The following is a 19,465-nucleotide window of genomic DNA, read 5'->3' as shown; positions in this document are numbered from 1 at the left end:
CACAGATGCAAACACATATTGAATCTAATCCATTGATTAACCGTTCACGCCACACTGCTTGGGGGATATCCTCTCCTTGGTGTGGCGTTTATTGTACCGGGGAATGTACCATCCCTTTATTGACAGATGTATGAAGACTGTTATACAAAGAAGTATACTTATGGAAGTAGGCTTAATGTAAGGCCGTGCAATGCACGGCCTTTTTTGGCTATATAGGATCATGCTCATTCAATCCGAACGGACTGATCTATGACAAGAGGAGAATGTCAATATGAATAATCTGCCTTCATATCATTCATCACATCATTATTGGAAACAGTATCAAACCTTCTTCCCGGAACAATTCAGGCTAGGGGACCATGCGAATCCTGAAGAAGAGTGGTGGGAATCGAACGGGGTTCATCTGCACATCGATCGTCTGCCCGCGCCCGATTCGCCGATCAAAATTCTGTTCATTCACGGAGCTGGAGGCAATGGCAGGTTGCTCGCGCCTTATGCTCGAATGTTGCAGCTCCGAGGCTATGAGGTAGTATCGCCAGATCTTCCACCGTATGGACTGAGCTATCCGTTGCCTGGGACACGTCTCAATTATGAACTATGGATCAAGCTGCTTGTTTCACTCGCTGCTTGGGAATTTAGAAAAGACGGCAAGCCGATCATGGCGTTGGGAAGCAGCATCGGAGGCATGCTGGCTTATCACACGAGTGCACGCAGTGAGCACGTACAAGGCCTGATCGCAACGACATTTGTGGACACGAGTGATGCGGATATGCGAGATCAGCTTGCACCAAACCGTCTGGTGAGCCGATGGGGCAAACGTATGATGGATCAGTTTCCGGCTTTACTGGATCATATACGTATCTCTGTGAAGCAAGTATCGCGTATGCAGCTGATTACCAATAATCCGGAGTTAACCCGACTCATTATGAATGATTCACAGGCGGCAGCGACACGTGTCCCGTTGGAACTATTAAGAACCTTCCTGAATAAGAAGCCGGAGGTAGATCCGGAACAGTTTGACCAATGTCCTGTACTGCTGGTTCACCCCGAACTGGACCCGATGACACCATTACGGTTCAGCCAATCTTTTTTTGATCGATTGAAGGTGGAAAAGGAATGCGTAGTGTTGGAAGGAACGGGCCACTTCCCTATAGAACAGCCAGGGCTGAATCAATTGGAAGAAGCCGTGTTACGATTTTTACATAAAATTGAAGCGCAACATTTATGAAAGTTGGATTTGAATGTTCTTGATATGAACCGCGACCCCGCCCACTTGAATCTTTGTAATTTCATTGGCAATGCCCAGCGTTAATCTGGCTCGAATCTCCGAAGGGCGGTTCATGGTGTATCCTTGTTTAATCGTATAGGTTGTATCGTGGGAATCTGATAGTTGGTTGTATTTATGTAAATAACAGAGTAAAGCACCGTTAGAAGTACCCGTTGCGCTCTCTTCAGGGATATCGTAAAGGGGAGCAAAATTCCGGCATTCTGCCAGAGGGATTTCTTTATCTGGTTCAAGTGCAAACACATGATAACCTACGACATGGTTAGCTTTGCTAATTTCTGCGATAAGCTGAAAGTCAGGATTGATTTTTGACAGCACATCAACATGGTTAACCCCAATCAAGATATCGCGCAATCCGGTAGACACGATCTGTACAGGTAATTCGGCGTGTAAATCATGTGTAGAAATACCCAGAGAATCTGCAATGTCTTGTCGGTCAACGATATCTCCAAACTCCGGAAGCGTCTGAGACAGATAGACTTCACCATTGTTTTGGACATCCACTTCAAGTATTCCGGCTAACGTCTCCATCGTGTATGTACCTACCTCAACGATATGCTGTGCGTTCATTAAATAAAATAAGGCAATCGTTGCATGTCCACATAGATCAACTTCATCACTAGGGGTGAAGTAACGAACTTTGAAATCAGCCTGGTCCGATGGCATCACAAACGCGGTCTCTGAGAATCCAACTTGTCTGGCAATCTCCTGCATCTGGGGGTCGGACAAGTGTCCTGCTTGTAAAACAACTCCTGCGGGATTTCCGCCTAAAGGTTTATCCGAAAATGCATGTAACGTACTTACTTCAATGTCCACATTGCTACCTCGCTTGTTCAGTTATTTAGGTTCAACAGTTCTACATTATATCACGGTTCCTAATCGGGACTGTGAACCCAAACCTCTGCGAATTCATGATGATAGGTCAAATGAAATACCGGGAAGGGTAATGAAGAAGGAGAGTATAACGATAATGCTATGGAAAGGCTGGAATCTCTAATGAAAGCAATTGTGATTGAAAAGTTCGGTGGAGCGGAACAATTGAAGGAAATGGAAATGCCCAAGCCAGCATGTGGAGTGAATCAGGTGCTAATCCGCATTCATGCTACTTCTGTGAACCCGGTGGATTTCAAAGTCAGACAAGGTCATATGAAAGAGGCGGCGGATTCTTTCCCACTAATATTGGGCGGGGATGTTGCCGGTACGGTGACTGAAGCGGGTTCGAATGTCGCAAGGTTCAGAGCGGGAGATCGCGTATTTGCCCGTCCTCGTCATTTCGGGACCTATGCAGAATATGTAGCTGTGGATGCGGATATCATTGCCCGTATTCCGGAAAATCTGAGCTTTGAGGAATCAGCTGCCATACCGCTAGCCGCCATGACGGCATGGCAGGCACTTGTCGACCATGGGCGGCTTGCCAAAGGGCAGAAGGTTCTCATTCACGCGGGAGCGGGTGGTGTAGGAACCTATGCCATTCAAATTGCCAAATATCTTGGCGCTGAAGTGGCTTCCACGGCGAGTGAATCGAATGAGGAATTGCTTCGTTCGCTGGGAGTGGACCATTTTATCAATTATAAAAAAGAAGACTTCTCGGAGATTCTCTCCGGGTATGATGTCGTGCTGGATACGATGGGTGGCGACATTCAGCGTAATAGCTTCAAGGTATTGAAGGCCGGTGGACATCTGGTATCGCTTGTGGAACAGCCGGATGAAACGCTGGCTAAGGAAGCTGGTGTAACGGCCAACGTGTTCATGATGGAACCCAAAGGAGACCAACTCGATCAGTTGGCTGAGCTCGCTGCTGAGGGCAAGCTGAGACCCATCATTGATGAGACATACCCCTTGAGTGAACAAGGACTGCGTGAAGCGCACGAAAAAAGCGAGACCCATCATACACGCGGGAAACTGGTCATTCGAGTAGATTAGGATTAACGTTAAATGTTTAAGATAGAATTTGATCAAATGTACACCTCCTAAAATTTACATTGGACATAACCTTATGGGGAGTCAGTAATAATTTAGGAGGTGTATTTTTTTTGCGGAAAAGAGAGCAAATGAATAATATAATTTGAAGTAATGGAATATTACGGTATATACTTGATGTAAGTGTTGAAAGGAATGAGAACGATGTAGTCTATGAAGACTTAGATCCCAAGGCCAGATCTCCGCCTTAATTCAGATATGAGTGAGGTAGAAGTAAATAAACCTTAGGAGGATCTATAATGAAAAATAATATTTGGACAGGTCATAAAGTAAGATTACGTGCAATTCTCCCAACTGATTGGGATAAGTTCCACAATAATGATTCTGATTCTGACTGTGCTAGACTTTGCGATGTAATAAATTTCCCAAGATCGGAAGAGGGTACAAAAGCTTGGGCTGAACACCGGGCATCCCGTGGTCCTGATGGGGATAAAATTATGCTCGCAGTCGAGACTTTTGATGGAGTATTAGTGGGAAGTATAAGTTCGAATAACTGTGATACCCGAAATGGAACTTTTACTTACGGTGTTGCTATCTTTAGAGAATTCTGGCGCAATGGTTATGCTTCAGAAGCTATAAAAATATTGTTGCGATATTACTTTGAGGAACTACGATATCAGAAAGTTACCGCACATGTTTATGCTTTTAATGAAGGTTCATTAGAACTTCATGAGCGTCTTGGATTTGTCCAAGAAGGGAAACTCAGAGATATGGTATTCACTAATGGACAGCATTACGATGAATATCTCTATGGTTTGACTAAAAGTGAATACTCGAAAATGAAGATATGAGAGTAGGCTACCCTAGTGGTAGCCTTTTTTTGAATAACGGAAAATGAAAATTTAACTCGAGGCGGGATGTAGGCTGAATGATTTCTTTAGTTGGTGCTCAGTTTTAATGATGTTCATTTTCAAATGTAACTCTCAGAAATGATCCTCTAAAAGGGGTCTTGGTACTAGGTCTCGAATAAGACAGTTATCCCAAAATTTGTATGAATTGTTATATGTCCGATCAGATGATGAACTAGCCAGATTCATGGAACTTCGCGAAACGATATCCAACATGGGGAGTAAATCCAAAACATCGGATATGATCAGCAAAGCTGAATCCGTATTAAAGGAATGTTTTATAAGCATAGCTAAAATGCGTCTTTCCAAAAAAAACAAGGATCTGTCGTATTGTCGAACCCACGCTCAAGAGATTGCGGGAAACATTTTCAAGTCGCTTGGTTTTTTGAACCAAATTTACTATAAGCGGAGTTGGGGTCACTATCGTGAGCAAGTTAGAAATCTCTCCATTAAACCGGATAAACTAGACCCATACCTTGATACCATTATGTTCAGCCGTTCTCCAGATGAAATAGTATCAGCGTGCGAGAATTTGACAGCGGATACACTTTGTCTCATATCGGAGCGACAAAACAGCCAAGAAGAGACTCGCTCTTATAAAGAGCAACTGCAGGGGTACTATGAAGAGGAAAAAGGTATGATGAATAAACTGTTAACCGCGTGCGAAAAAGGCCATTACGAAACAGCCTTCTTCGTTGCTATTGGGTTGCAAGACGGGTTATCCCGAATATTGTATGCGGCGGAAAAGGGACGCTGGCCTGGCATTATTGACTTGGGTGAGCATCGCGAATTTTACGCTAATTATGGGTATCCAGATCTGATAGCATTGTTGGATCCAAACGATTTTGAACCGTTGCGATTAGCCGTCATACAGCTTATAGATCAATTAGAGAAGCAGTTAAAAAGAGAAGGTGTATCTATCAACAAGTTCGACTCTGTTGGTGAGTTCGAATCATTTTATATAAACAGAGTTTGAGGACATAGTGATCAAACAGGGTGTATCTGATATAGCATAAGAGACTTTAATGAAAGTGACATTTCAAGCAATTTATACGTACCTATTTACTTTTTACCCTACGGCAAATCTGTTCAAGTCATCGGACCCATTAGTCTGAAGCAAAAAGGAATTGAACCGACTATATGATTATTATCAAATTCAAAAAACTTTACTGACGGAAGATGTCAGTAAAGTTTTTTTATAATAGGGGTATCGACTAGAAGGGGGAGTGCACGATGCATACCAAAAAAGCATATCTTTATGTATTTGATACGATGTCAGACTGGGAGGTTGGCTATTTAATTGCTGAACTAAACTCGGGAAGGTATTTTAGGAAAGGGCTGGCACCAATAGAGGTGGTTACTGTTGGTGTTGATAAAAGTCCGGTGACTACGATGGGAGGATTGGAAATATTACCTTGCATTTCTGTTGATGAGTGTATGTTGGAAAGTACGGATGTGTTGATTCTTCCAGGCGGGAATACTTGGATGGAATCCATTCACGAGCCTGTATTGAAAAAAGCTTCGGTATCTTTGGAAAAAGGTCATATTGTTGCGGCAATATGTGGTGCAACCGTTGGACTTGCAAGGATGGGATTGCTGGACTCCAGAAGGCATACAAGCAACGATCTGGAATATTTGAAAATGATTTGTCCTCATTACATTGGAGAAAAATACTATGAAATGGCACCGGCCGTAACGGATGATAATTTAGTTACAGCACCGGGCACAGCTCCGTTGGAATTTGCGATGCATGTATTGAAGGTGCTGGATGTATTTACACTGGAGACTTTAGATTCGTGGTTCAATCTATATCAGACTCATGAACCAAAATACTTCTTCGAGTTAATGAATTCTATCAAATAACTGACATTTCGATATTTTCGCATGGAGTGGAATAAGATATAATAGTAACAATTTATTCCATTCTATGATGAGGTGATTCGGATGTCCAATGAGCTCATTCAAGCGATTCAATTATTAAAAGAAAAGAAGTGGGTGGATCTGACCCATACGTTTGGACCGCAATCTCCACATTTCTCGGCTTTTGATGCGGCACAATTCGATACGTTGTTTAATCACGATCAAGGTTTCTTTGCCCAGAGTTTCAGATTTCCTGGTCAATATGGTACGCATCTGGATGCGCCAATTCACTTTGTGAGGGATACCCGGTATCTCGATGAATTGGGGTTGAAGGAGCTTGTACTACCGCTGGTGGTCATTGATCAATCTGTGGCTGTAGAGAGCAATCCGGATTTTACACTGGATGTCGAGCATATTCTTGAGTTTGAAAAAGAGCATGGCGTTATTGAAGCTGGCAGCTTTGTAGCACTGCGCACCGATTGGAGCAAACGCTGGCCCAGTCATGAAGCATTCGACAACAAGGATGCTAAGGGAAACAGTCATGCACCGGGATGGTCAGTCAGTGCACTAATGTTTTTGTTCGAGGAAAGAAAAATACAGGCGATTGGCCATGAAACTTTCGACACCGATTCAGCCGTGGATTATCAAAAGAATGGGGCACTTCTCGCAGAATATTATGTACTTGCCCAAGATACATATCAGGTAGAGCTGTTAACGAATCTGGATCAGGTACCAGCCAAAGGTGCGGTGATCTTCAATATCGTACCAAAGGCCGAAAAGGCGTCCGGCTTTCCAGTGCGCTCGTTTGCCATACTTCCGTAAATCAGGGTTGAACATAGATATATCGCAATGGACTCAGACACAGTTCAAACTGAATGATTCGCATAAGTAAATAACAGGGAGGAGGTGTATCCCTCCTCTGATTGTTAAGAAACCCAGGTCATTTTTACGACCTTGGGTTTTCTTCTGTTCAGGCAGAACTGCTGATATGGAATACTCCTATGGGCATTTGGATCAATCTTGTGTTAACATGTGCACTAACTAACCCAATAGCATGATTAAGAAGGGGATACCATGTCCATTCGAATAAAAATGTTGCTGTCCTTTACGGGCATGCTTGTCATAAGTCTGCTGTTCATCCTGCTTACGGCCAGTCTGTATACGATTGCGGCAACAGGCGATCTGCAGGGTTTTCGCGATATTTACAAAGTACATTATCAGGTGAATCCACTCACGGAACAGGGAGAATCGATCTTTCAAGAGATGAAGTTTCTGGCCAAAAATGATCCCGACGAGCTGCAGAACAAGGTTTTGCTGCGTGAGTACGACATGAAGCTTCGAGCCGAGAAATCCGGGCTTTACATCAGACGGGAGAATAGCCAGATCTTCGAATCGCTGACCTTCAACCAGCCGGAACTGAAGCAAGCACTGCCTGCGTATGATCTCAACAATTATCAGATTCGCAGCACCTTTAACATTAGTGAGCGATTCTATGCATATGCGAAATTTGATTTTCAATATTCAGATGGAGAAAGAGGAAGTATCTTCGTTATTCGTGAGAGAAGCCCATTTGCAGAGCTTACTCGCAAACTGCTGCCTGTGATGTCACTTCTGCTCATCGGCGTTCTCATCATCGCAAACCTGCTCTTATTCCGCTGGATCACTCGCAGCTTCATTAAGCCTTTGAATCAACTGCGGAGCTCAGCCGAGCATATTAAAGATGGGAATCTGTCCTTCAAGCTTCAACTTAGCTCCAATGATGAAGTGGGACAACTCAGTGAAGCGTTCGAAAGCATGCGGACTCAATTGCAGCGCTCCAATGATTTGCGACAGCAAGACGAAGCGAACCGCAGAGAGCTCATCTCCAATATTTCGCATGACCTTCGTACACCAATCACCAATATTAAAGGTTATATTGAGGGAATTCGTGATGGAGTGGCCAACACTCCGGAAAAAATGGAGACATACGTCAATATCATTCACTCCAAAGCAGTTAGTATGGATAAGTTGGTGGATGAACTGTTTCTGTATTCAAAGCTCGACTTGAATCAGGAACCTTTCCTGTTTAAAATAGTAGACCTTGTCGATTTCCTGGAAGATAGCATTGAAGAGCTCAGATACGATCTGGAGGACAAAGGGGTGGCTTTGGATTGGGACAATCGGGCATCTGGTCCGGTCATGGCGTCTGTAGATCTGGATAAATTAAAACGCACCGTTGTCAATGTGGTGGATAATGCCCTCAAATATATGGAGAATGAACAAAAACAATTCGGGATTACACTTCAAGCAGATGACGAATGGATTACGATAGCCTTTAAGGATAATGGCAGAGGAATACCGGAAGAGGCGCTGCCTTATATATTTGAACGCTTTTATCGGGCAGAGCAATCCCGCAATTCCTCAACAGGTGGAAGTGGATTGGGGCTGGCGATAGCCCGCCAAATCATTGATGGACACGGAGGCTTCATCTGGGCCGAAAGTAAACCGAAAGACGGCACGATCATTTATATCAAACTTCAACGGCTCAATGAAAAGGAGGGACTAAAGGGAAATGACAAACATTTTGATTATTGAGGATGAAACAACGATTGCGGAACTGGAACGGGATTATTTCGAACTCAACGGGTTTTCTGTGGAGCTCTGCCATACCGGAGATGAAGGACTGAAGCTGGCTCTGGAGGGAAGTTACAATCTGATTATCGTTGATCTGATGCTTCCGGGACTGGACGGCTTCGAATGTTGCAGACGCATTCGTGAAGTGAAAGAGGTGCCAATCCTTGTCGTCTCCGCGAAAAAGGAGGAGATCGATAAGATTAGAACGTTTAATTTGGGTGTTGATGATTTTATTACAAAGCCGTTCAGCCCAAGCGAGTTGGTTGCAAGAGCGAAGGCTCATTTGACCCGATATGAGAGACTGCTTGGAAAAAGCAAACCAGCTGAACAAGATGAAATCCACATTCGTGGGCTTCATATCGACAAGGGAGCGCGCCGCGTTTTTGCTAATGGTGAAGAGGTAGCAATTACAACCAAGGAATTCGATCTACTCGTATTTCTTGCGAGTCATCCCAACCGTGTATTCAGCAAAGCCGATCTGTTCGAGCGGATCTGGGGCATGGATTCCAGCGGAGATATTGCGACGGTTACCGTCCATATTCGCAAACTGCGTGGGAAGCTGGAGGCAGATCCCAAAAATCCGGAGTACATTGAGACCGTCTGGGGTGCGGGCTACCGGTTCACCATATAAGTTTCGAGAAAAATTAGATTCAGTTTATATTTTGTTAATATTTTTGTCCTTGGGAGTTTCTTTTTGTCCTCTACTCTATAGATACAGGCAACTTCAACCTATAGAGGAGGAATTCAAATATGAATCCTATAACCCGAAAAATGGCTACATTTTTAACGATAACTGCATTAGGCACAGCAGTATTCCCGCTAACTACCAATCACGTCCATGCAGCTACATATGTTACCAACGTTGCAGCTACAGCGACACAGCTTACCAACCAGCAGATTGAGGCTGCCATCAAGACACTGAACAGCTTGGGGATCATGAACGGATATGCCGATCAATCCATGGGTGAACATAGAGCCATTACCCGCGCGGAATTAGCAACACTGGTATTCAAAACGTTTAATCTGGAGGGCAAGACAGGAGAAAGTGTTGAATTAACGGACGTTAATGCTAACGCGTGGTACGCACCGTATGCATCAAAGCTCGTTGAACTTGGCATCATGCAGGAAAATAATGGGCAATTCAATCCGAACAGTCAAGTGACGGATGCAGAACTGGAACAGGTTGTATCCAAAGCGATGCAGCGTGATGTGAAATCCGTTCACCATTGGATGAGCACGTTCTATTCCGAGAACGGTTCGACCACACGCGGGGAAGCAGCGGTACTGTTGCAAACGGCCCACCAGGCTATTCCTTCGGGGCAGGCTCAAATACAGAGCGTTAGATCGCTCAATGCCATTACCTTAATTGTGACGTTCGACAAGCCTCTGACAGCAGCGGATGAAGTATTTGCTAAGGCACAAACCGATTTTGCGCTCAGTGGTGGGTTGTCATTGACCAACATGCCTCGTCTGAAAACAGGGTCCATCGCAACCTACATCGTTCCAACGTCCGTTCAACATGCAGGTGAAGTATACAGTCTCACTTATAAAGGCCAAGATGCTGGTTCCTTTGAAGGCAGTGGTACAAAACTAAACATGACGACGGCTAGTCAAATAACGAATGATACGTTCGAGATTGAAGCACTGCAAGCGAACGGTGTAGTGGATTATGGCTATATCATTTCAGCATACAGCGGTGGTCGAGGGGCTAATGCGTTTGTGTTGAATGACCAAGAACAAGCAGGAGGAAAAACATATCAAATTATCTCCTCCTTGCAGGCAAGACAAGTTATGATTACGCCAGAAGGTGGCGAGCCAATCGTTGCCAAATATGTTCCGTTCACGCAATCGACAGATGGTAAACAAGAACCGAAATTCCGTTTGCCAGAAGGACAAACATTGCAATCCGGTGTGACATATACGGTTTCTTCTGACTGGGCGAACATCAATAACGCTTCATTCACCGCAAGGTCGTTCGATTCGTTGGAGGTTGCGAGTTCCCAAGTTGTGAGTGAAACTTCAATTGAAGTTACGCTGGCAAAAGATCCTGGAGATGAACTGTTCTCCGGTCGAAGTGTGACACTAACATCACCTAACGGTGACGTTCTGACAGCGACATATAAATATTCAAGTCGGAAAGGCGCCACAGGTGTATTCGACATTGTTAATGATGGTAAGTTAATCCCAGGCACGACCTATACAATAAGTCCAGTTGGGGATTGGAGTGTCGCTTCTACGGTAACAGTGACACTGTAGTAAGGGAGGCAGTATGAATAAGTCGCTGATGATGATTATCCTAATAACCAGTATGTTCGTCGTTCAAGGCTGCGGGCCTGAAGTGAGCAACGTCCCGAAGGTGGAGGAGACGTTATCGACTTCACCGGAAGAGCTGTTGTTGAAGGCAGCTGAGGAAAGAGACACCGAAAGTATTGAAAAATGGATTCAAGAGGGTACCAATATCAATGCTCAGGATCAGAGCGGAAGAACAGCTGTTATGATTGCAACGTACAACAATGATCTGGCATCAGCCACAATGTTGATTGAAGCGGGTGCAGATGTTAATGTACAGGATGATATGAAGAATAACCCGTTTTTGTACGCTGGCGCCGAAGGATACTTAGATATTTTGAAGCTGACGATTGAGGCGGGAGCCGACCCAGCGATAACAAATCGATATGGAGGAACTGCACTTATTCCAGCATCGGAGCATGGATATGTGGATGTGGTACGAGAATTGCTGACCCAAACTTCAGTGAATGTGGACCATATTAATCAATTGGGATGGACAGCTCTGTTGGAAGCGATCATTCTAAACGATGGCAATAAAAGACAGCAGCAGACGATCAAATTACTCATTGATCATGGAGCAGACGTAAACCTTTCAGATCGTGATGGTGTATCACCGCTTATTCATGCTAAGAATAAAGGCTTCAAGGAAATCGAAGCGATTTTGGTCCGGGCTGGTGCGAAATGAAGTAACGTTTTTATTTTGCATAATTCAATTTTCTTGCTCCAGGGTAGAGAATGTGAACTAGAAGAAGTATCCAATCCATACAACGTCTAGACGAATAGGCATTCATATAAATAATAAAGGAGGCGTACTACGCCTCCTTTTTATGTGGTTACTTTTGATCCGAAGAGGGATCCTGATTGAATCGTTGTGAAATTTTCTTCTCTGTCTTCTTACGCCGAATCCAGCGTTTGAATATACTTTCTTCTTTTCTTCCCTGTAGTGTTTCTTTCATGCCCTGGATCATAAATTCTGATCTTCGTCTGTCGTCCCGGCTAATCTCGCGTAGTTCCTTAATAAATTTGTCGTCCATATCTGCCTCTCGCTCATTAAGTATATCTCTATTATACCGAACGTACGTTCTTTTATCAAGTTTTACCATAATCGAATTTTTTGGACGATTTTAGTGAGAAAGAGCACAGGATTCAGCCTTTTCCATATGTGAAAATGGAATAGAACGTTCAGTAAAATCTGTATCATGTCTGGAGGGTGAGGGATGAGAACTAGTGCTGATGGAATGAAGCGTGAATGTGGACCGGGAAGGTCGTGGGCGCTCATTATGATGCAGGGGTTACTGGCCATTGGTGCGATCATTGGAGGGGGAGCACTCATTATTGATCCATCGGGAAACCTTGTCAACATGCCGAATTCATTGTTGGAACAATCCCCGTTTGGCAGTTTTTTGATCCCCGGGATTATACTATTGTTGGTTCTTGGTGTTATGCCAATGATCATTGCCATTTCACTCCTTCGTCGCACTCACTGGGAAATAGGTGAAAAACTGAATCTCTACTCGAATCAATACTGGGGATGGACGTTCTCCTTATATACGGGATTTGCTCTGATCATCTGGATTATGATACAGGTTTACTGGATCCAGCAAGTATCTGTCATCCATCTTGTCTATTTTGCCTGGGGAGTGGGGATCCAGATCGTCACTCTGTTGCCCTGCGTACAGCGAAAGTATCAGGCAGACTGCTCATCATAGTGTATTCTTTCAATAAAATAAAACGGCTGTCATCCGGATCCTGGATTGATCCGGGTGGCAGCCGTTTATCTTTATTGTTACTTGGAAGCTTGGTATGCGCTCAAAAATTCTTTCACTTTTGCCGGATCGGATTTCAATTCATTCCCGGTCTGCACGAGTGGACTTACTGTAGAATATGACTTAAGTTTGTTGTTTTTGTAGAACTGCAAAATGTCATCCTGATTAATGGAATAGAGCACGGATTTTCTCAGGTCACTGCTCTTGGCAACTTCCCGGTTGGCTGTGTTGAACAACAGATAGGAAACCGCATTGCTCGGAATGCTCTGCAATTGCAATTTGCTGTCATTTTTGATGATGTCATACTTTGTTTCAGACACTCCGTAGTACAGGTGGATTTCACTGCTGCGAAGAGCAGACAATGCACTGTCAGCATCGGAGATAAACCGAACATTCACCTGAGAGATTTTGGGTGCATATTCGGAGCCTTTACGGTAGCCGGGATTCTGATAGAATACACCTTCGTAATCATTTTTATATGCCAAGATATATGGGCCGCTGGCATACAGGGTGTTGTTGTACGCAGCGCCTTCAGTCACAGTATTCTGATCGCCGTAAGGAATGTCTTTATTCACGTCAAACGAAGCAACATCATACGTATTGATGCTCTCAACCTGCTTTTTGGACACAATGCCAGCAGATTGGTGAGCCAGATAGTTCAATACTTGCGGGAAAGGTTCCGTGGTTGTGAGTTTTACAACCTGATACTTCCCGGCAGCGTTATCGGCTTTGTTTTTGTCCGTAACCAGTTCGGTAATTTTGGTGCCAAGCCCTTGCTCCAATGCGTCTTTAACCGTACCGCTGCCACTGGATTGCTGAACGGATTCCAAGGCACCCAGATCGGTTACCAACTCGGCTTCCTTGATATGTTCGTGAAGACTGTATGTCCGGTGATCGGGTACGGAATCTTTGTTTTTGGCGCGATCGAGAGAGAAGATGACGTCATCTGCACCGACGCGTTCTCCCGTATCTACCGCTTTTTTATGTTCAATCTTGGCAAAGTTGATATCGTCTCTGAGAATGAAGTAATACTCCGAGTTCCCCTCAGCAATGCTGAAATTGTGGGAGAGGGAACCTTCTGGTGTAAGTTGATCGTCATCTGTCAGGTTAACGAGACGTACATACATGTTGGTGTTCAGTTGGTTGATGGAACCGTCATTTCCTTTGATCGGGTCAAGGGAAGTCAGGACAGAAGCGGTTTGTGTCAGAATTAATGGTTCTTTTGTATTTTTGGAGCTGTCTTTGAATTCAATCGGTTCCCATGCCATGGCGCGGGATTTGGACAAGCGAACGGTGTCTGCATTGAGAATGTCTTTGTTCACAGCCTGACTTTTCAGGGAAATGTACAGCGGAGCGATATAGGCTTGGTCGGTTACCAAGCGGTCCTCCAATTGTTTATACGTATCCTTGTATTCGTCCGGAGTCTGGGTAGCAGCCTGGTCAATGAGTTTATCGATTTCTTCATCAGCCAGGATGCTGTAGTCTCCGCCTGTCTTGAAGAGTGAACGAACTGCGTAATCCGGATTCCCGGTTACCGTTGTCCAACTGGACAGCGCAATGTCATAATTGCCTGCATCCTGCTGGGATTTGTAGCTGCCGTAATCCGGCTGCAGGTTCAGCTTAACATTGAAGCCATTCTTGGTGAGTTGGTCCCGGATAATGTTCACGTCATTTTCGGAAGAGCTCTGAGCCAGTAATTCGATGTCAACCGGTTTTTGGTTTTGTGTGTTTTCTGCTGTGTCCGATGGTGCGGTTTCGGACTGGGATTCCGTCTTGGTCTTCACACTGCAACCGGAGACCACAAGGACAAAAGTTAATAGTAGTGCTATCAGCATACGCTTTTTCATGAAAATACCTCCAGATAAGTTCATAATCAATGGAAATCAAATTGAGCTGAGAATCGGTTAAGCCTTTTCCAGCTTCGGATCAAGCGCATCGCGCAGTCCGTCACCCAGAAAGTTGAACGAGAGAACAAGCAGAATGATCGCAAGACCTGGATAGATGGCCAGATACGAATGGGTTTCCAGATATGTGCTGCCCAGCTTGAGAATGTTGCCCCACTCGGGAATATGCGGCTCCACACCGAGCCCCAAATAACTCAGACTGCTGGTGGCAATGACCGCTCCGCCGATCGTAAGTGTGGACTTGATAATCATGGGTGCGAGCGAGTTCGGAATAATATGTTTGAAAATAATGGAGCGATTGTTGTAACCCAGTGCACGTGCAGCTTCAACAAATTCAAACGTAGATACATAGAGCACACTGGCCCTCATGGTTCGTGCATAAGTTGGGATTGAGCCCAGGCTGAGTGCCAGAATAAGATTGACCGTGTTGGCCCCGAACGCCGCAATGATGGCAATGGCGAGCAGAATACCCGGAATGGCATAGAGGATATCCAGCAGTCGCATGATGATATTGTCCGTGTGTCTTCCATAGAATCCCGAGAATGCTCCGAGAATACCGCCTATCAGAACCGGGATCAGAGTCGACATGAAGCCTACGATCAACGATATACGGGCGCCGAATACAATCCGGGAAAATAAACATCGTCCAAAGTCATCTGTTCCCAAGGGATAGGCGAGCGATGGGGATTGAAGCAAGGCCGAGTAGTTATTTTCTACAGCCATGCTGTAATCAAAAGTAAAGAAGCTGCAAATCGATATCGAGAACAGGAAGATGATAAAAAACAAACCGGACATGGCCGTGACATTTGGAGCAAGACGCTCCCACAGATCATTCCAGAAGTTGGATTTCTGTTTACCCTGTCTGCGGATTCGTCCAATGATGGAGATACCCAGCAGCAGTGCGAATACATTCCCTGTGACCGAAGTCAGAATGAGGATCGTGCTCACGCCCAACATCCAGCGTGGGATGATCGAGGCTGAGGTATACCGGGATACGATAAACAGCACAATCATATCAATGACAAGCACAAGTACGAGCACAGCCATAGCTGGCAAAAACGTATCCGCAACATACGGTTTAAACATATTGAGTGCCGAGACCCCAATAACGAACAGCTGGGTCAGTAGCATATACACCGCAAATGTATACTCAATGCTCTTTGTTTTCTTGATCAGATGAAAAGCGGCCGTCACGATAAAGATATTGCCTGAAATGATACCAAACAGCTGAACCCAGGCGAGTCTGCGAGTCAGCACAGAGATTGTTCCCTGCCGAATCAGGCTTCTCCGAATCCGGAGCGTCAGCACACTCTGGACCAGCGTGAAAAATAGGTAGATTCCGAGCGCAGTTAGCAGAAATGGTCTGAACGCCTGAAGGCTCCAGTCATAACTGTTGAACAACAGTAACACCGACAAGAGAACGGAAGTGACCCAGGCGAAGCTCGCCTGACTGTACTCCTGTGAAGACTTAAGCCGAAAACGCATTTCTTGTGTAAGTGAACCCGATTTTGTCATAGTGCACCTGCTTTAATATTGTTTCATCTTGGAACGGACCCTTGGATCGACAAAAGCGTACAACAGATCTACCACAACATTAATGATGGAGATCGTAATCGCTGTGTATATGACCCCGCCCATAATGCTCGGAATATCAGGGATAAACTGTTTATCCACAATGTAGCTGCCGAGACCGCTGATATTAAATACTTTCTCCGTTACAGCCGCCCCGCCAAGCATGCCTCCAAATTGAAGACCTACAACGGTTACGATTGGAATTAGCGCATTGCGCACAGCATGTTTCAGCAGAACCTGTCGTTCACTTAATCCTTTGGCACGAGCAGTCATTACGTAATCCTCATGAATAACTTCCAGTGTGGAAGAGCGAGTCATACGGGCCACCGCAGCGGTTAATCCCGTTCCCAGAACAATCGTTGGCATAATAATAGACAGCCAGTTCTGTGGATTGAAGGTAGCCGGAAGCCACTGCAGCTTGATCGAAAAATTCAGGATAAAGATGAGTCCTTGCCAGAAATTCGGAATCGATAATCCAATCAATGCAATAAACATGAATGTGTAATCAAACAGTGAATTGGGCTTGATCGCCGAGATGATACCGATGGGTAATGCAATGACAAGGGCAAGCAACAAGGAGATCACAGCCAGTGTTAACGTGATTGGAAACTTTCTGGCGATCGTAGCCGTGACATCTTCATTCCCTGAAAAAGACTTGCCGAGATCAAATAGCGCTATGCCCTTGATATTGTTCCAGAGTTGGACAAGATAGGGCTGATCCAGGCCATACACATGGTTAAAAGCTGCGATCTGTTCCTGTGTTGCTGTCTCTCCGAGAATGTTGGCTGCCGGATTGAATGGAGACAGGTACAAGATGGTGAATACAAGTGTTGCTACGCCCAGAATGACGAATACCGTCATCAGAATTCTTTCGAATATGTACTTTAGATAAGGATTGCCATACAGAAACATCATGGCGTACATCAGACAGCCAGGAATAACCGATATCGCAAGGAACCAAGGTTTATCAATTATCGATTGGAATGTATCAGCCATCGTCAGGCGCTGTTTCCCCTGTTCCTGAAGCTTGCTGAACGTTCGTTCCTTTAACTCCTTCTGAACGGATTCCTCCAGCCATTCCTCCGTTTGACGTTTAAACTCTGCCTCACTAACTTGCTGCTGAAAGAAACGATGTTTACGCCTCAACTGTTCTTCCACGTCCATTCGAAGTTTATCCCGGTAAGAAGTGGAGAGCATATCGTGCTCAACAGCTTGTTGAACCACGGCCCAGCCATCCCTTTTTCGTCTAGAGTGCCAGATCAGAAGCACAACCAGATTAACGGGCAGTCCGAGAATAAATAGAACATATCGATAGGAGGGATGAAGCAGCATTTTGCCATAATTAAATCCCAGGGTGTAAACAAGCTGTGACATTTTGCTGCCTTTTGCAAGATTCAAACCATGCGAGCCTCCTTTCATCTCATTTTAAATTGCATTATTCCGATTGATATAGTATATATTATTTAGAGTCTATTTAATTGTCAAGGTATGGAAGAGTATACATATGAGCACATGTGAAAATATGGATGAGGGCTGGTGATCACATGCAACCTTTGTTGAAAGTAAATGAGTTGTCCGTTTCTTTTCATTCCGGAGAGAGTGAATTTCAGGCGGTGAAAGAAGTCAGTTTTGAAGTACGGAAAGGGGAAACACTTGGCATTGTAGGGGAATCCGGCAGTGGGAAGAGTGTTACGGCACGTTCCATTATGAGACTGCTTGCCTCTCCTCCTTCGCAGATGAAAAAGGGTGAGATCCTGTTTAAAGGGGTAGATCTGGTCCATAAAACGCAAAAAGAGATGGAAAGTATCCGTGGCCGTGACATCGGCATGATCTTTCAGGACCCTATGAGTTCTCTTAATCCGACCGTGAAGATCGGAAAACAGATTACCGAAAGTCTGATTAAACATCAGAAGCTTTCCAGAGGGGAAGCGAAGAAGCAGGCGATTGCCATGCTGGAGCTCGTTGGTATCACCCGGAGTGAAATACGTTTCAACCAGTACCCACATGAATTCTCCGGAGGTATGCGTCAGCGGGTGATGATCGCTATTGCTCTTGCTTGCCGTCCTGAATTGCTGATTGCGGATGAACCTACAACTGCGCTTGATGTTACTATCCAGGCCCAAATCCTTCATTTGATGAAAGATATGCAGGCACAGCTGGGCACCTCTATTATTCTGATTACCCATGATCTCGGAGTAGTGGCAGGCATGTGTGATCGGGTCGTGGTCATGAAAGACGGGCAGATTGTGGAATCCGGCACAACCACAGAGATTTTTGCTAATCCGAAGCATCCATACACAGCAAGGTTGTTGAATGCATTACCTCGACTGGACGAGAAGAAAAAGCCAAAACTCGTCTCGTTGGTGCCACGCGATTTGGAGGATGATCAGCCTTTACTGGAAGTGAAGTCCCTCAAGCAACATTTTAATCTGGGTAAAGGCAACACTTTAAAAGCTGTGAACGATATCAGTTTCGAGATCCGCCAGGGGGAGACGCTGGGGGTCGTTGGCGAATCGGGTAGCGGGAAATCGACTACAGGCCGAGCCATTCTGCGACTGCATGAACCTACAGGTGGAGATGTGCTGTTCAAGGGAGTGCCGCTCAACCGCCTCTCTGCCTCAGAGATGAAAACGATGAGGAGACATATGCAAATTATTTTCCAGGACCCGTATGCCTCGCTTAATCCCAAATTTAGAATTATGGACATTATTGGCGAAGCCTTGGATATTCACCATCTTGCCGGCAGCCCTGCTGAACGGGAAAAGCGTGTGGAGGAATTGCTGGAGATGGTGGGGCTCGATCCGGCTCATGCACAGCGATACCCTCATGAATTTTCGGGTGGTCAACGGCAGCGGATCGGAATCGCTCGTGCGCTGGCTGTGGAACCTGAATTTATTGTATGTGACGAGCCTTTGTCTGCGCTGGATGTGTCCATTCAGGCACAGATCGTACAACTGCTTGAAGAATTGCAGCAGCGACTTGGTCTGACATATCTGTTCATCGCACATGACCTGTCCATGGTTAAACATATCAGTGATCGTGTGGCTGTCATGTATAACGGGAAAATTGTGGAGTTAGCAGAAAGTGAAGAGTTATATTCGAATCCTCAGCATGCATACACAAAGGCCTTGTTATCGGCCATTCCGGTGCCGGACCCGGCTGTGGAAGCGAAGAAAAAACGTCTTGCAGTTAACCAAACACCACGAGAGACAGTCGAAGTGGAAGATCGCTATAATCTGGAACAGTCTCAGTGGGTGGAAGTGAAAGAGGGACATTGGGTGGCCATTTCCGGATAAGGCAAAACATTCATTTTCACTCCAAAAGAACCCCGGCAATGACTGTGGAACG

The 19,465-nt window shown here is 45.1% G+C and carries 17 protein-coding genes; 12 read left to right on the top strand and 5 right to left on the bottom strand.

What is annotated here, in order from left to right:
- Positions 1 to 271: 271 nt before the first annotated feature.
- Complete coding sequence (locus RS891_RS23975; protein WP_315793394.1) at positions 272 to 1,228, top strand: alpha/beta hydrolase; 957 nt, start codon at positions 272 to 274, stop codon at positions 1,226 to 1,228.
- Here the strand turns inward: RS891_RS23975 and RS891_RS23970 are convergent.
- Positions 1,223 to 2,101: a PhzF family phenazine biosynthesis protein gene (locus tag RS891_RS23970; protein ID WP_315793393.1), complete on the bottom strand. Its 879-nt coding sequence runs from the start codon at positions 2,099 to 2,101 to the stop codon at positions 1,223 to 1,225. The two genes, RS891_RS23975 and RS891_RS23970, sit on opposite strands and share 6 nt — an antisense overlap.
- 180 nt (positions 2,102 to 2,281) lie before the next feature.
- Here RS891_RS23970 and RS891_RS23965 point away from each other — a divergent pair, with 180 nt between their 5' ends.
- The 9 genes from RS891_RS23965 (at position 2,282) to RS891_RS23925 (ending at position 11,560) form a co-directional block, all read left to right on the top strand.
- Positions 2,282 to 3,208, top strand: a complete 927-nt coding sequence (locus RS891_RS23965) for an NADP-dependent oxidoreductase (protein WP_113053756.1) — start codon at positions 2,282 to 2,284, stop codon at positions 3,206 to 3,208.
- Between the two features lie 296 nt (positions 3,209 to 3,504).
- A complete protein-coding gene (locus RS891_RS23960) occupies positions 3,505 to 4,056 on the top strand; it encodes a GNAT family N-acetyltransferase (RefSeq protein WP_113053605.1) in 552 nt (183 codons plus the stop codon).
- A 244-nt stretch (positions 4,057 to 4,300) separates the two neighbouring features.
- Positions 4,301 to 5,089 carry a hypothetical protein gene (locus RS891_RS23955; RefSeq protein ID WP_315793392.1) on the top strand — a complete coding sequence of 263 codons (789 nt, stop codon included), beginning with the start codon at positions 4,301 to 4,303 and terminating at the stop codon, positions 5,087 to 5,089.
- A gap of 257 nt (positions 5,090 to 5,346) precedes the next feature.
- On the top strand, positions 5,347 to 5,976 hold the full coding sequence (locus RS891_RS23950) for a type 1 glutamine amidotransferase family protein (RefSeq protein ID WP_315793391.1): 630 nt from the start codon (positions 5,347 to 5,349) through the stop codon (positions 5,974 to 5,976).
- An 81-nt stretch (positions 5,977 to 6,057) separates the two neighbouring features.
- A complete protein-coding gene (locus tag RS891_RS23945) occupies positions 6,058 to 6,795 on the top strand; it encodes a cyclase family protein (RefSeq protein ID WP_315793390.1) in 738 nt (245 codons plus the stop codon).
- Between the two features lie 252 nt (positions 6,796 to 7,047).
- On the top strand, positions 7,048 to 8,547 hold the full coding sequence (locus tag RS891_RS23940) for a sensor histidine kinase (protein ID WP_315793389.1): 1,500 nt from the start codon (positions 7,048 to 7,050) through the stop codon (positions 8,545 to 8,547).
- Positions 8,525 to 9,217 carry a response regulator transcription factor gene (locus RS891_RS23935; RefSeq protein ID WP_113053609.1) on the top strand — a complete coding sequence of 231 codons (693 nt, stop codon included), beginning with the start codon at positions 8,525 to 8,527 and terminating at the stop codon, positions 9,215 to 9,217. Before RS891_RS23940 ends, RS891_RS23935 begins: the two co-directional genes overlap by 23 nt.
- Before the next feature lie 119 nt (positions 9,218 to 9,336).
- The gene (locus tag RS891_RS23930; protein WP_315793388.1) at positions 9,337 to 10,842 is read left to right on the top strand and encodes an S-layer homology domain-containing protein; all 1,506 of its coding nucleotides are present in this window, start codon (positions 9,337 to 9,339) and stop codon (positions 10,840 to 10,842) included.
- Between the two features lie 13 nt (positions 10,843 to 10,855).
- Complete coding sequence (locus RS891_RS23925; protein ID WP_315793387.1) at positions 10,856 to 11,560, top strand: ankyrin repeat domain-containing protein; 705 nt, start codon at positions 10,856 to 10,858, stop codon at positions 11,558 to 11,560.
- 148 nt (positions 11,561 to 11,708) lie between these two features.
- Here RS891_RS23925 and RS891_RS23920 read toward each other — a convergent pair whose 3' ends face one another.
- Positions 11,709 to 11,909 (bottom strand): hypothetical protein, encoded by a 201-nt coding sequence (locus tag RS891_RS23920; protein WP_113053611.1) that lies wholly within the window; start codon positions 11,907 to 11,909, stop codon positions 11,709 to 11,711.
- A 183-nt stretch (positions 11,910 to 12,092) separates the two neighbouring features.
- On the opposite strand from RS891_RS23920, the gene RS891_RS23915 reads away from it, so the two are divergent.
- Complete coding sequence (locus RS891_RS23915; RefSeq protein WP_315793386.1) at positions 12,093 to 12,584, top strand: hypothetical protein; 492 nt, start codon at positions 12,093 to 12,095, stop codon at positions 12,582 to 12,584.
- Positions 12,585 to 12,661: 77 nt separating this feature from the next.
- Here RS891_RS23915 and RS891_RS23910 read toward each other — a convergent pair whose 3' ends face one another.
- From RS891_RS23910 to RS891_RS23900, 3 genes are read right to left on the bottom strand one after another with little or no spacing between them, the layout of a single operon-like run.
- Positions 12,662 to 14,488 carry an ABC transporter substrate-binding protein gene (locus tag RS891_RS23910; protein WP_315793385.1) on the bottom strand — a complete coding sequence of 609 codons (1,827 nt, stop codon included), beginning with the start codon at positions 14,486 to 14,488 and terminating at the stop codon, positions 12,662 to 12,664.
- A 57-nt stretch (positions 14,489 to 14,545) separates the two neighbouring features.
- A complete protein-coding gene (locus RS891_RS23905) occupies positions 14,546 to 16,060 on the bottom strand; it encodes an ABC transporter permease (protein WP_315793384.1) in 1,515 nt (504 codons plus the stop codon).
- A 12-nt stretch (positions 16,061 to 16,072) separates the two neighbouring features.
- Positions 16,073 to 17,491 (bottom strand): ABC transporter permease, encoded by a 1,419-nt coding sequence (locus tag RS891_RS23900; RefSeq protein ID WP_397386970.1) that lies wholly within the window; start codon positions 17,489 to 17,491, stop codon positions 16,073 to 16,075.
- Between the two features lie 170 nt (positions 17,492 to 17,661).
- Between RS891_RS23900 and RS891_RS23895 the strand changes: the two genes are divergently transcribed.
- On the top strand, positions 17,662 to 19,413 hold the full coding sequence (locus RS891_RS23895) for an ABC transporter ATP-binding protein (protein WP_315793383.1): 1,752 nt from the start codon (positions 17,662 to 17,664) through the stop codon (positions 19,411 to 19,413).
- The last annotated feature ends 52 nt before the right edge of the window (positions 19,414 to 19,465 follow it).

The sequence above is a fragment of the Paenibacillus sp. BIC5C1 genome (assembly GCF_032399705.1).
Lineage (GTDB): Bacteria > Bacillota > Bacilli > Paenibacillales > Paenibacillaceae > Paenibacillus > Paenibacillus taichungensis_A.
Note: the sequence above shows the minus strand (reverse complement) of the source record. Positions and strands in the feature narration are given on the sequence as shown.

Coding starts and splice junctions, on each gene's coding strand:
- RS891_RS23925 (WP_315793387.1), top strand. CDS start 10,856: ATGAATAAGTCGCTGATGATGATTATCCTAATAACCAGTATGTTCGTC.
- RS891_RS23920 (WP_113053611.1), bottom strand. CDS start 11,909: ATGGACGACAAATTTATTAAGGAACTACGCGAGATTAGCCGGGACGAC.
- RS891_RS23915 (WP_315793386.1), top strand. CDS start 12,093: ATGAGAACTAGTGCTGATGGAATGAAGCGTGAATGTGGACCGGGAAGG.
- RS891_RS23945 (WP_315793390.1), top strand. CDS start 6,058: ATGTCCAATGAGCTCATTCAAGCGATTCAATTATTAAAAGAAAAGAAG.
- RS891_RS23910 (WP_315793385.1), bottom strand. CDS start 14,488: ATGAAAAAGCGTATGCTGATAGCACTACTATTAACTTTTGTCCTTGTG.
- RS891_RS23940 (WP_315793389.1), top strand. CDS start 7,048: ATGTCCATTCGAATAAAAATGTTGCTGTCCTTTACGGGCATGCTTGTC.
- RS891_RS23930 (WP_315793388.1), top strand. CDS start 9,337: ATGAATCCTATAACCCGAAAAATGGCTACATTTTTAACGATAACTGCA.
- RS891_RS23965 (WP_113053756.1), top strand. CDS start 2,282: ATGAAAGCAATTGTGATTGAAAAGTTCGGTGGAGCGGAACAATTGAAG.
- RS891_RS23955 (WP_315793392.1), top strand. CDS start 4,301: ATGGAACTTCGCGAAACGATATCCAACATGGGGAGTAAATCCAAAACA.
- RS891_RS23900 (WP_397386970.1), bottom strand. CDS start 17,491: ATGTCACAGCTTGTTTACACCCTGGGATTTAATTATGGCAAAATGCTG.
- RS891_RS23950 (WP_315793391.1), top strand. CDS start 5,347: ATGCATACCAAAAAAGCATATCTTTATGTATTTGATACGATGTCAGAC.
- RS891_RS23905 (WP_315793384.1), bottom strand. CDS start 16,060: ATGACAAAATCGGGTTCACTTACACAAGAAATGCGTTTTCGGCTTAAG.
- RS891_RS23975 (WP_315793394.1), top strand. CDS start 272: ATGAATAATCTGCCTTCATATCATTCATCACATCATTATTGGAAACAG.
- RS891_RS23935 (WP_113053609.1), top strand. CDS start 8,525: ATGACAAACATTTTGATTATTGAGGATGAAACAACGATTGCGGAACTG.
- RS891_RS23895 (WP_315793383.1), top strand. CDS start 17,662: ATGCAACCTTTGTTGAAAGTAAATGAGTTGTCCGTTTCTTTTCATTCC.
- RS891_RS23960 (WP_113053605.1), top strand. CDS start 3,505: ATGAAAAATAATATTTGGACAGGTCATAAAGTAAGATTACGTGCAATT.